This is a genomic window from Terriglobales bacterium (assembly GCA_035764005.1).
Lineage (GTDB): Bacteria > Acidobacteriota > Terriglobia > Terriglobales > Acidobacteriaceae > Gp1-AA112.
Genome location: DASTZZ010000019.1, coordinates 83,404 through 95,450 on the forward strand (window position 1 = coordinate 83,404; position 12,047 = coordinate 95,450).

A 12,047-nucleotide genomic window follows, 5' to 3' on the forward strand; every position below is an offset into this window, starting at 1 on the left:
CTGCGTGCCCAATGAGCGTCCGCGAGTTAGAAATTATCAATTTCGCGAACGAGCACTCTGAATTTGTCTGATATGATTTCGACCGAAATTCAACACTCTACGGGCCATGGGACTCTCTTCTTCTTCTGCTACGTTTCCTGGCGAAGCTGCGCTAATTCTGTTTTGGGATCGTCCGCGCCTTTGTAGCGACGAAAGCGGAAGCACTCCTCCCAGTCCGGAACAGAGGCACAAGGAGCATCGGGAAGATCGCAAAACCGGCGGTCGGCGGGTCCTGCTGATCGGCAAATTCCGCGAGCTGGCGCTTTATCGCGCCGAGGTCCTGCGCATGCACGGATTCCGGGTGAGCACTCCAGCTACTGTGGCAGCGGCCATGGAGGCCATCCGGCGACGAGAGTTCGACATCGTGGTGCTCAGCTACACTCTCGCCAGCGACGTGGTAGAAGAACTTGCCGAGCAAGTCCGGCAGTATTGTCCAAGCTGCCCGCTGATCGCCATCTCAGACACCCGCAGCATCGATAGGAAGATCTTCCCCGACGCGACCGCTTTTGCCCAAGACGGTCCGGCCGCTTTGATAGCAGCTCTGCACCGCGTTTCTCGCGATGTAAACTGACGGGCAAGCGTCGGTGGGAAAACGGTTTCTCACGTACAATTTCGGCGTGGACCAGCCGGTAAAGATTCACATCGAACGCATTCAGCGGCAGATTGGAGAATTGACGGCGGAGCTTCCGGCTGAATCTGAGCCCATAGCGCGCCAGGAAGCCGAATCTCTCATTCGCTCGCTTCGCCTCGCTCTCGCCCACTTTGAACTTGCTTTGCAAATCGAACAAGAGGTTCAGCGCGCCCGGAGCAAAGCAAAAGGTTAACAGCGACTTATTCTGGAGCTTTGCCTCGCTTTTTACGTGAACTTCTGCTTTTTGCGTGCCGTTGGCGGCCGGACCCAGGCGCAAAGCATCCACTCTTGAAATGGCAAGATCACAATCCTGATGGTGGAACCAGAGCCGCAACGAAGCGCTCTCGGTTCGCAAGCTGGTGGTAGAGACAGCGAAATTCAATGTCACTACTCCTACAGCACGAAAGAAGCAGACGAGTTGCTGCGCAAGGAAGCATCGCAATGACGGTCGTCTATAACTTCAACTCTATAAACTATCCCCACTGAGCCGCTGATTCCTCCAACCTGCAGACCTTGCGCATTGGAGCCGAGTTGTGGTCAGATGCTTCCCCGATTCTTACGCGAGGGGAGTCTCTATGAGTGCTTCAAAATGGCACGTTTCCACATTTATAGCTCTATTTGCCTTAACGGCAATGGGACAGACCAACACGCCGAATAACCCGACCTGGTGGAACAAATACCAGTATCTCTCGACGCATTCCGCAAATGGGAATGCTGGACCGAGTAATTCCGCGTCGGTCGGAGCAAACGTTGACGTCTCGAACGAGTGCGGACCGCAAAGCGAGACTTTCATCACTGTGAATACCAGCAAGACGAAGAACCTTGCCGGCGGATCGAACGAGATCTTTCGTCTTCCCATGCGGGCCTACGCCAGCTTCGACGGCGGCTCCTCCTGGACCGGCGCCGATGCGCCGCTCCCGCCGGCTAAAGGCGCCAACGGCGTCGACTTCGGCTCCGATCCCAGTCTGGTGTTCGATACTCAGGGAAATCTCTTCTACAGCTACATCGTTGTTTTCTTCGGCGGAGGCAACGGCATCAACGGCACAGAGATGGCGGTCGCGAAATCGACCGATGGCGGCAGGAGCTTCCCGGGTGCAACGTTCTTCAGCTTCTCCGGCGGCAGCGATCATTTCAACGATAAACCGATGATCACCGCCGATCGCAATCCTCGCAGCCCATTTCGGGACAACATCTATGTCGCCTGGGATGCGGCCAGTGGCGGATCCACCGGAGGCGGGATCCGAGTCGCAACGTCTACCGATCACGGCGCCAGCTTCACCGTAACGCGGGCCGACGATCCTTCAGGACCGGGCAGATCGATTGGAGCGGTGCCATTCGTCGGTCCGAATGGCGAGCTCTACGTAGCCTGGAATGATTACGCCGCAAACGCAATCATGTTCAATCGTTCGTTCGACGGAGGTGCGACCTGGGGCACTCCGGTCGTCGTCTCGACCAAGACGCTTCCCTTCGACATCGCGATTCCAGCGATCTCATTCCGCGGCGCACTGCTCTATCCTGCATGCGATACCGACCGCAGTGGAGGCAAACAGAATGGACGACTCTACTGCACCTGGATGGACCTCACGCCGGGCGGTGTAACCGATATCTTCGCTTCGTTCTCAGACGACAATGGCGCGACGTGGGCTCCGCGGCAGGCGGTAACCGATCCCTTAGGTTTCGCAGTCGATCGCTTCTATCCCTGGCTCTCAGTTGATCCAACGAATGGCGCCGTGAACATCTCGTTCTACGACACGCGGAACGACATCACGGGCGCGCGTTACATGACAGACGTTTACTTCACGCAATCGACGGATGGAGGATCTACGTGGCGTCAGCCGAATACCCGTGTTTCGTCAGCCAGCTCGAACGAGCATGATTGCAATGGCGTGGTTCCATGTTCGGCAATCGATTACGGGAACCAGTACGGCGACTACACGGGCCTGGTTTCCTACAACGGCGTCTCTCACCCAATTTGGACCGACAGCCGCAACAATCAGCAGCCTGCAACCGGCTGCCGCACAAATCAATTAATGGAGGAGGTCTTCACCGCCGGAGTCCGTTAACCTGCCGAAGAACTGAAAGAGAGGGTGTGCATTTTCTATTCCCAAAATAGGAATGCCTGCCCTCTCTTCACCCTTCTCGAACATCTTTGTGCGCCGATCTTCTACTCCTGCCAATCTGCCGGCGGCAGTGAGATACCCCAGATGTTTTGCGGAGTATCAAGTCCAATGCCGAATTCTAAGGGGCGCTCGCGACTGGCAAACACAACGCGAGCATCGGCTGATTTTCCCGTAAGCTGCACATGGACGCTGATTCGCGCTCCCAGCTCGAGTCGGCTCGTCGTTCTTACTAAGGCTCCGTGCAAGTTCACAACGATAGTTTCGCCGTCGCATGACAATCCTGTGGCGTGGACCTCGATGCGCACCCGGATCGGAACGCGCGTGCTTCGCCGAAGATCTTTGCGGCGATCAGCGTTTCCCATTCACGTCGCTGGATTGATCGTCGAGTTGAGTAGAGTCGTCATCGGGGTGGTCAGTGATTTCTTGATCGCGCAGGGCTTGCTCGCCGAGAGTCATCCAGTGCCGCATCTTCGCATTTTCAGGACGTCGCCGGTCAGGCGCGCTCGTAGGCCAATACTGGCTTATCTGCGGTTGTTTAGGATGTGACTCCCAGATTTCCACTTTTTGAGAGTTCTCGTCCGTTGGAGGATTCTTGGAGAGTGGATCGGAGTTGTCACTGGCCATGACCCTATGATGCCAGAAACCGCTGGCGTCGTCGCACATATTGATAAGCAACCTTCGATGGGACTCCTCACCCGAACTCATGCACGCCTGCGGGAATGCTAACGGGAGAGTTATTGCCGGAGCAGAAAGGCGGCGGAATTTGTTCGCGCAGCCCTATCCAAGGCTAACAGTCATCGCCATTAGGATTCGCCTCACGCCGAAACCGTGGCAGCCTTTTCAACGGCAGGCATGGCCGTTTTTTCCTGCTTGGGCTCGCGATAGAAGATGTACGGTAAGACCTCAAAAAGCCTGAGCACCAGCAATGCAGCCATAAATACCCTGTGGAGATACCCAAAATGGAACTGGCGACCCAGATGGCTGCGGCGGCAATCACGAGAACACCGAATTGCAGCTTGAGGCCGAGCAGCTCGCGCGGCTTCTTGCAAGTGACCTCGCCGATCTGAGGCTCGGGTAATGCTTCGAGATTTGCGGGAGCTGCTGTGGATGACTTGTCAGTCCGGAGTTGTTGAATTTTGGAAATCGCCATGGGAGGTGAGTTATCGTTCAGCTACTCTCGCAACTGTGCCCTAGTCACTCCGGATTACGACGCGATTCTTCTCGGCGCTGCTCGATCTAAATTCTAAACTTGGGAAATGCGTTCCGTTCCCCTTTTGGTATTAAAGGCTGCCTTTTTGGGCACACTTTCCGTGGTGATTGTCGGATGTGGCGGCACGACCTTCACGTCAGGCAATGGCACGACGGCCGTTACTGCGCCTGCGATTGCATCGAATTCCGCGCCCGCCGGCTCGACTAATTCCTCTGCGTCCAATCCAGGATCTTCAGGCTCAACTGCCCCACCGCCGAGTTCCTCAAGTCCGACTTCAAATCCAGCTCCGAGCCCAGCGCCTGGTCAGACGGGCACGACCATCAGCGGAATCGAGCAGATGTCCGGCTGGGATTCGTGTGACACCTGCGCGGGAGGTGGCACGATAGCGTACTCGATGACGCCGGGACTCAGCTATCCTCAGCCTGCCACCACGCAGTTCTCGCTGGGCCAAGGAACGCCGTGGGCGAATGCGCTGTGGTGGAAACGATTGGGTAACGATCCGAATCCCTCGCACTTCGTTCTCACTCTCGACGAATACATCGAAAATCCCAGCGCGTCATTTGGGATTGAGTATGAGGCGAATCAACTTGTGGATGGCCAATGGTACGATTTCGCGACTCAATGCTCGTTCGGATATGGCATCTGGCAACTGTGGGACCCGGCCAATCAGAAGTGGGTTCCCACTTCGGTACCATGCTTGCGGCCTGCCCCTTCAACTCATACGCAGATCCGACTGGAGTTTCAACGTAGCAACGGCCACGTGCTGTTTGTCTCGATTGGGACCAACGGAAATATCGTGCCGGTAAACATGGCATTCAATCCCCAACTGTTAAACGGGCTCAGCGGCGATTTCGGTGTACACATTCAACTCAACGCTAATGCCAATCCCGATCCCTATTCAGTGTGGGTGCATGATATGGCGCTGAATTACTGGTGAGGAGCTCTGTGGCGGCTCAGCTTCTAGGCTGCTGAGCTTCTCAGCTTCCGAGTTCCAGGCAAAATAGGAGTACTTGTGCATCGTTAGATAAAAGCCTGGCGGGATCCATCAATTCGGCACCCGATTCATCCGGTGAACTTGTCAGCTTTGGTGCCAGATTTCTAAATTTGAAGGGAAACACCGCAAGCAGCCGCTCCATCCAAATCTGCAGAATCCCCAACATTCCCTTCGGAGCGGTTTCCATGTATTCGCGCCTTTCACGCAATTCCGTTTACTTGGCGATAGCCTATTTTGGGTTAGTTCTTGCTCTTCTTTTTTGGGCTGGCTGCGGTGGCACAAGCGCAAGTAGCTCCTCGACGCCCAGCGCAGGCAACAATCCTTCCACGGGAGGATCTCAACCGGGAAGCGGCAGCAGCGGCTCTGGCGGGAGTAGTGGAACGGGAGGTACAAGCGCGGGCTCCGGCGGAAGCGGCGGAACTTCCGGGAGCTCTGGCGGCAGTGCAAGCTCCGGCGGCAGTGGAGGCTCGGGCGGGACTGGGGGGTCCAATGCGGGAGCGAGTGGCGCAACATTTTTCTATGTTTCGGTTGCAACGGATAGTGCGCGCATTGGAGGGTACAAAGTCGATTACAACGGCGCAACTCTGACAGAAGTTCCAGGATCGCCTTTCAACGAGCAGGGCGGAACAACACCCGGTGTGCTGGTCGTGAGCAAGAAGTTTGTCTTCGGATCGGAAGCACACATCTCGACCACCTCCTCTTCAAACAGTTCGGCGATCATCACTAGTTTTCGCCCGGATGCAGCCAGTGGCACTCTGACCCAGGTGGGAACGCTGACTCTGCCCAATAACGGTCAAGCTGCGCTGTTCACCGAGCCGACCGGTCACAATCTTTATGTCATTGACAGCTCCAATAACATTCTGACTCTCGTGATCAATCCTGACGGAACGCTCACGAACACGGGATCAAGCCTTCACCTGGCCGACGGTATCAGTTCGCTGGCGGTGAGTCCAAACGGGCAACTGGCCTATGTGGTTGCATACAACGGTACTTTCACAACGGGATTTACTGACGAGCTAATTGTCCTCAACCGCGACCCAAACTCCGGCAAGCTGACAGTTAACCATCAGGTAAATAGCAAGCAGCATCTCGATGAGGTGCAATTTGATACCTCGGGCAGGTATCTTCTGATCCTTTCCAGCTCCTCGGATCACATGAACGTCTATTCGGTCGACTACTCGACCGGAGACGCGACTCCTGTTCCGGGCTCTCCATTCGCGACAACCCGCGGTACATCGGTTCCGAATTCATCTGACTTCACCAGAGACTTCCGCATGGATCCCTCGGGCAAGTTTCTTTACGTGCTAAATGCCAACGCCGCAAATCAAAAACCGGAATACGTCTCGGTGTTCTCCTTTGCGGAGGCAACCGGAACGCTGGCGCCGGTGCAACAGTTTGATATGCCGCCGGGGACAACTCCGGTGACTCTCGTCGTCGATCCATTGGCTGTTTTTGTTGTGAATACCAATTCGGGATTCAATCCGAGCAACATCGACGTGCTGCGACGAGATGCGAATACCGGCATGCTGAGCGCAGGCGGAAGTCCCACGATCGTGCAGCGGAGCGGTCTTGGCCAGGCGGGTGAGGTGCAGTTCTAGGATTTATAAAGCAAACTGGGAATCACCACCCGCTACCGCAGGTGGTTCTGTATATTTACCGGGTGATCGACAGGCGTTCTGGCGCTTTTGCGGCACTACTTGCTTTCTTTCTTTTCGTCAGCGGCTCGGCGCAACCAAGCTCCCATTCCAAATGGATTCTCACCTGGCACGACGAATTCAACGCTGCCGACGGCACTTCCGTCGATTCCCAAAAGTGGACAGCTGAGATTGGCGGCAATGGCTGGGGAAATAATGAACTCGAGTACTACACAGCCAGCCCGCGCAATGCTCGCCAGAAGCACGGCTCGCTAGTCATTGAAGCGATTCGAGAGCCCTTCAGGGGCACCGACGGTGTGAAGAGGAATTACACGTCAGCTCGCCTCAAAACTGAAGGTAAGTTTTCGCAGGCTTACGGCCGCTTTGAAGCTCGGATAAAAATGCCTAAGGGTAAGGGAATGTGGCCTGCGTTCTGGCTGCTGGGCGACGACATCGGCTCGGTGCACTGGCCCAACTGCGGCGAGATTGACATCGTCGAGAACATCGGAATTGAACCATCAACGATTCACGGAACCATTCATGGTCCCGGTTATTCCGGAGCGCACGGCATCGGCTCACCTTTTACGTTGCCGGACAACAAACACTTCAGCGATCACTTCCACCTGTTTGCAATTGAATGGGAGCCGACGGAGATTCGCTTCTATGTCGATGATCATCTGTATGCAACGCGACGCCCTGCCGATCTTCCGGCTGGAACGAAGTGGGTGTATGACCATCCTTTTTTCATCATCCTGAATCTCGCAGTCGGCGGAAATTGGCCCGGCAATCCGGATGAGACCACGCAGTTTCCGCAGAAGATGCTAGTGGATTACGTTCGTGTTTATCGCCGAGCTGAAGCGAACGCTGCGAAGTGAGCAGCAAAGAGATCAATCAAGCGTCTGCTCGTTGTGGCGTTGTTCATCCAGCCGGGAAACAACTCAGATTGCCGCAGCGCGCTCCTTCTCGCGATGCAGGAACCTGCGAATTCCCCAGTCGTATAGCCCTGCGCCAATCAAGCCTCCTAACAGCGGACCCGCGATGGGAACAATCCAATCCCAACTGCCGTCGGTGAGGCCGTTGTTGCGAAATCCGACTGCGACAGTGAGCAATCGTGGGCCAAAGTCGCGCGCAGGATTGATTGCGTATCCGTGCATGCCGCCGAAGCTCATGCCGATCGCGACGACTACCAGACCAACCATCAGCGGAGTCATGTTCGCGCCCGGAGGCATATTGAATTCGTCGATGATGGCGAAAATCAGCAGGAGCAGCAGCGCGGTGCCGACTACCTGGTCGAAGAATCCTGCCGAAAGAATTGCGGGAAATGCTGGAAACGTAGTGAAGACTCCGGCCGTCTTCTCCAGCGTCGGATCGACCTGATGAAAAGCCGGAAGATAGTTGCGATAGACGACCGCCGCCGCAGCAAATGCTCCGGCTGTCTGCGCGATGGAGTAAGGAATGACTTTGCGCCAGGAGAATCCACGAAAGACAGCAAAGGCGAGCGTGACCGCAGGATTCAAATGGGCTCCGGAGATTTTCCCGGCGACGTAGATGCCCATTGTGACCGCGAGTCCCCAGCCGATGGTGATGTTGGTGAATCCGCCATGAACGACTTCGCCGGGAATTTTGGTTGGGAAGAGCACCGTCATGGCAACGACGCCGGTGCCAAAAAGGATAAGAACAAATGTTCCGAGAAATTCCGCGATCAGTTCAGCGGCCAGCCCAGGTTTCCGCTCCACGCTTCAGGTCCCTCCGCGTCGGCATTGCCGAAGCGAAGTAGTGTATCAGCGAAATGCGCGTGTGCAGCTTCTATTCACTGCTGCTGGACGGTCTTGAAATGCTCTTCCAGCGAGCGCACGTACTCGCGTTCTGCAGCCAACTCCGATTGAAGCTTCTTTACCAATCCTTCGAGGCGAGCAATCTCGACTCTGAGTTTTGTCACGTCAGAAGAAGCGCTTGCTGAAATCTTCGGTGCGCCGTTTGCGGGAGCAGGAGTTGGACTTGGCATAGGTACCGCCGCGGAAGTGGATGGCGTCGGAGGAGCCGGGAAATCCGCCACAGCAGTAGCTTGCGGCGCGGCTATAGGTTTGGGCTTTGCGGCGCTTCCATTGGCAGCGGGAGCCGCGAAAATGCTGCTTAATGCTGCTGCGGCATTCGTGGGAGCAGGGGCGGGGGGTTCGTTGTCGCTTTTTAGCAAGTGCTTCACACGCGTGATCAGATCTTGCGGCTGGAACGGTTTGCGAATAAGTTCGTCGGCTTTCACCGAGAAGGCTTTTTCAGCGACGGCGCGATTCACTACACCAGACATCAAAATCACAGGCGTGCCATTCAGCTTCGGATGCTGCTTGATGCTTTGGCAAACTTCGTAGCCGTCTTTGTCGGGCATGATCACGTCGGTGATCACGACATCGGGTTTGCTCTGCTCGATGCTGGTCAGAGCGGTGGCCGCGTCGGGATAGGCGACTACGTCGATGTTCTCGCGCCGAAACGCGATCTTGATTACCTCGCGCATGGTGGCGCTGTCGTCGATGAATACAACGGTTGGGGTGGTTGACATTTAGACCTCTCCCTCGAGCAAGTTGGCGCCCTCGTCGAGTTCGCGCAACGCATCCAGCATCAACTCCGTCGCCGAACGCAGTACTGTCCGAGTGGTTGCGCTAGCGCCTGGGACAAATTTGTAAACTCCGTTTTCGATTCCGTTCGTCCGCTTGACGATCTCAATTACAGCATCATCGCCAATCAGTTCACCGGCTTCCGCATGCGAGATATCACCGCCGTCGAAGAACATGACGCCGTCGAGATCGGCAGCATTGATATGCAGCGCTCCAGATTGCCTGGATTGCGCGAGCATCTGCACAACTCCAAGCAGATCAAGATGGGAAAGATTGCCGCTGAGCGCCGTCTCGGATCCGCCCAGCATCTGCGTCGGCTGGAAGCCTTCGTCGTGGCTCTTCAGGAACGTCCGCACGTGCGCAGCGATGTGATCCGGACCAAGCTTGCGATCGACGTAGTCGTCGCATCCAGCGCGGAACGCCGCCATAAGTGCGTGATCCCCGCCTTCGCCGAGTGCAATGATGGGAATGTGCGACGTCTTCTGATCACCATGGACGATGCGTGGCAGATCGAGCGCGCTCATCTCGCGCAAGTTGGTGGCACAAAGGATTGCGGAGGGCGTGTCCCATTCCAGCATGGTCAGCGCGTACGCTGCCTGCGTGCTATGCGTGACTTCCATGCCTTCCTGCTTGAGCGCGTCTGTGAGGCGCTTCGCGAAGAAGACATTGCTATCGATAAGCAGCAGCTTTGCCGAGGATTCGCTCATGCCTGAGCCTCCATGGGCATGAGCCGCTCAATGTCGAGAACCTCGATGATTTCGTCGCTCAGGGACAGTAATCCGCAAATGTATTCCGGAAGCTTGCCTGTCCCAGGCTGCTGCGTCGCCTCAGCAAGCTCGCATTCTCCCGTTACGGGAATCGCAATACGCGCTGACCTGCCCTGAACCTCGCGCTCGATCACCAAATAGAACTTTCGCTCCGGAGCATCCGGGCCGACGAGCAGAGGCGCAACGTCGGCAACTGGAACAATCTGATTTCTGCGCAGAATAACTCCGGTGAGGAGCGGCGTCGTGTGAGGGAACGATTGCATCTGCTCTTGCGCCTGGCCTCGCGGACGAGCAAGCTCGCTCACCTGCTCTGCAGGCAAGGCAAAGCGCTTCTTTCCCATGGGAAAGAGAATGTACGATCGTCGCTCGTTGAAAATGCTCATCGCGCCACTATGGCAAACTTACTTTCTTTTCTTTCCGCGGGACATGCTGCTGCAAGCAGCGCAGTCTCCGCCTTGCTCAGAAATGCTTCAGCACGCACCACGGGTACGACGCGGGCTTCGATAAGCGTGAGTCCGCGATACCAGTTGCGCTCTTCGCCGGTGAATGCAACCGGGAGCTTGTGAATCGCATAGATCTCTTTCATGCCGTCAATCGATTCCACTGCTAAAGCTGCAGGAGCATGACGAAGGATCATCACTCGCGCCGGCTGCCTCTCTGGAATGCGGAAATGCGTGCACGCATCCACAACGAAGGTGGTTTTACCCTGCCGTTCCAGCGTGTGCTTCACCTTCGCAAATCTGTCTTGAAATGCATACGAAACAAAATTCTTCAGTGCTGCGGTCTCGCGAATCTCTTCCACGGCTGGCGCGGCGATTGCGAAGTGCGCGCCGCCCGCAGAAAACAAAATCACTGTCTCTTGGGCACGCCGTGGCGTACTGGCCTGCGCTCGTGATTGCGAAATCTTCACTACGCACCTGCCTTCGCACCGTGCACCTGCAGAACCCGCTTTTCGATTGCAGCAAAGATGTTCTCGATGGGCAGCACCTGATCGACAACACCATTTCGGATTGCTTCGGCGTTCATTCCGAATATCACGGAGGTCGCTTCGTCCTGCGCGATGATGTACCCGCCGGCGCTCTTCATGGCCTGCGCTCCACGAACTCCATCATTTCCCATTCCGGTCATCACGACTCCGATCGAGAGCGGACCGGCATATTCCGCCGTGCTTTCCAAAGTCACATCCGCGCATGGCCGGTAACCGAGGATCCGTGGGCCATCGTCGAGGGTCACGCGCCCGGTCGCGGACACCCGCATGTGGTGCGAGCCCGGGCAGATGTACGCAGTGCCGGGTGCAAGAATGTCTCCGGCTTCTGCTTCCTTCACGCGAATCGCGCATGCGTCCGACAGCTGCTGGCTGAACTGCGATGTAAACGTGCCCGGCATGTGCTGCACGATCAGCAATGCTCCCGGAAATTCACGTGGGAATGCCGGCAAGAATTTCATCAGCGTTGCAGGCCCACCGGTTGAAGCCGCAATCACTACCAGCGGGAACTTGCCATTCGATTTTGCGGCTTGCGTGGCCGCCCGCGGCGATTCCGTTTTCGCAGCAGGAGCCACTCCGGGTTCGGTCCGAGGAGCTGAACTCGCAACCTCGTGCGCGACTTTCGTTCGCGATGCCGTGCGTACTACGCGCACTTTGGCCGCAACGCGGAGCTTGCGCACGAGTTCGTCGCGCACGCTGCTCATATCGAGGTCTACGCCGCTGTTCGGCTTGGCTACAAAATCGATGGCCCCGAGCTGAAGCGCTTTGAGCGTGATCTCCGCTCCTTCTTTCGATTCCGAGCTCACGACCACAATCGGACGCGGATTCGTGGACATGATCTGCTCAGTCGCCTGCAGCCCATCGAGATGGGGCATGTTGATATCCATCGTGATCACATCGGGCTTCAGCGATTCCGACTGGCTCACTGCCTCGCGTCCGTCGCGAGCCTCTCCCGCGACTTCGAATCCCGGCTCAGCAAGCAAGATGCTGTGCAGCACCTTGCGCATGAAAGCCGAGTCGTCGGCAATGAGCACCCGAATTTTGCCTTGAGCCGCCAT

14 protein-coding genes are annotated in these 12,047 nt (G+C 56.5%); 6 read left to right on the forward strand and 8 right to left on the reverse strand.

From position 1 onward, the window contains the following. The first annotated feature begins 106 nt into the window (after positions 1-106). From VFU50_02685 to VFU50_02695, 3 genes are all read left to right on the forward strand, one after another. Positions 107-610 (forward strand): response regulator, encoded by a 504-nt coding sequence (locus tag VFU50_02685; GenBank protein HEU5231739.1) that lies wholly within the window; start codon positions 107-109, stop codon positions 608-610. A gap of 13 nt (positions 611-623) precedes the next feature. Continuing rightward, positions 624-863, forward strand: a complete 240-nt coding sequence (locus tag VFU50_02690; protein ID HEU5231740.1) for a hypothetical protein — start codon at positions 624-626, stop codon at positions 861-863. Between the two features lie 382 nt (positions 864-1,245). Continuing rightward, positions 1,246-2,733 (forward strand): sialidase family protein, encoded by a 1,488-nt coding sequence (locus tag VFU50_02695; protein ID HEU5231741.1) that lies wholly within the window; start codon positions 1,246-1,248, stop codon positions 2,731-2,733. Between the two features lie 101 nt (positions 2,734-2,834). Here the strand turns inward: VFU50_02695 and VFU50_02700 are convergent, their stop codons facing one another. Together VFU50_02700 and VFU50_02705 are read right to left on the reverse strand one after the other, a co-directional pair. Next, complete coding sequence (locus tag VFU50_02700) at positions 2,835-3,152, reverse strand: PilZ domain-containing protein (GenBank protein ID HEU5231742.1); 318 nt, start codon at positions 3,150-3,152, stop codon at positions 2,835-2,837. Next, complete coding sequence (locus VFU50_02705; protein ID HEU5231743.1) at positions 3,139-3,414, reverse strand: hypothetical protein; 276 nt, start codon at positions 3,412-3,414, stop codon at positions 3,139-3,141. Before VFU50_02705 ends, VFU50_02700 begins: the two co-directional genes overlap by 14 nt. A gap of 632 nt (positions 3,415-4,046) precedes the next feature. Here VFU50_02705 and VFU50_02710 point away from each other — a divergent pair. The 3 genes from VFU50_02710 to VFU50_02720 all read left to right on the forward strand — a co-directional run bounded on the left by VFU50_02710 (position 4,047) and on the right by VFU50_02720 (position 7,503). Beyond that, positions 4,047-4,937: a hypothetical protein gene (locus VFU50_02710; GenBank protein ID HEU5231744.1), complete on the forward strand. Its 891-nt coding sequence runs from the start codon at positions 4,047-4,049 to the stop codon at positions 4,935-4,937. 242 nt (positions 4,938-5,179) lie between these two features. Further along, complete coding sequence (locus tag VFU50_02715) at positions 5,180-6,592, forward strand: beta-propeller fold lactonase family protein (protein HEU5231745.1); 1,413 nt, start codon at positions 5,180-5,182, stop codon at positions 6,590-6,592. A 62-nt stretch (positions 6,593-6,654) separates the two neighbouring features. Next, positions 6,655-7,503 (forward strand): glycoside hydrolase family 16 protein, encoded by an 849-nt coding sequence (locus VFU50_02720; GenBank protein HEU5231746.1) that lies wholly within the window; start codon positions 6,655-6,657, stop codon positions 7,501-7,503. Positions 7,504-7,566: 63 nt separating this feature from the next. On the opposite strand, the gene VFU50_02725 is transcribed toward VFU50_02720, so the two are convergent. The 6 genes from VFU50_02725 to VFU50_02750 all read right to left on the reverse strand — a co-directional run bounded on the left by VFU50_02725 (position 7,567) and on the right by VFU50_02750 (position 12,047). Continuing rightward, positions 7,567-8,364 carry an MIP/aquaporin family protein gene (locus VFU50_02725; protein ID HEU5231747.1) on the reverse strand — a complete coding sequence of 266 codons (798 nt, stop codon included), beginning with the start codon at positions 8,362-8,364 and terminating at the stop codon, positions 7,567-7,569. Between the two features lie 74 nt (positions 8,365-8,438). Next, positions 8,439-9,182 carry a response regulator gene (locus tag VFU50_02730; protein ID HEU5231748.1) on the reverse strand — a complete coding sequence of 248 codons (744 nt, stop codon included), beginning with the start codon at positions 9,180-9,182 and terminating at the stop codon, positions 8,439-8,441. Next, positions 9,183-9,944, reverse strand: coding sequence for a DUF4388 domain-containing protein (locus tag VFU50_02735; protein HEU5231749.1), 762 nt, complete (start codon positions 9,942-9,944; stop codon positions 9,183-9,185). Beyond that, complete coding sequence (locus tag VFU50_02740; protein ID HEU5231750.1) at positions 9,941-10,387, reverse strand: chemotaxis protein CheW; 447 nt, start codon at positions 10,385-10,387, stop codon at positions 9,941-9,943. Before VFU50_02740 ends, VFU50_02735 begins: the two co-directional genes overlap by 4 nt. After that, the gene (locus VFU50_02745) at positions 10,384-10,914 is read right to left on the reverse strand and encodes a chemotaxis protein CheW (protein ID HEU5231751.1); all 531 of its coding nucleotides are present in this window, start codon (positions 10,912-10,914) and stop codon (positions 10,384-10,386) included. The genes VFU50_02740 and VFU50_02745 overlap by 4 nt, the downstream gene beginning before the upstream one ends. Beyond that, positions 10,914-12,047, reverse strand: coding sequence for a chemotaxis response regulator protein-glutamate methylesterase (locus VFU50_02750; protein HEU5231752.1), 1,134 nt, complete (start codon positions 12,045-12,047; stop codon positions 10,914-10,916). Before VFU50_02750 ends, VFU50_02745 begins: the two co-directional genes overlap by 1 nt.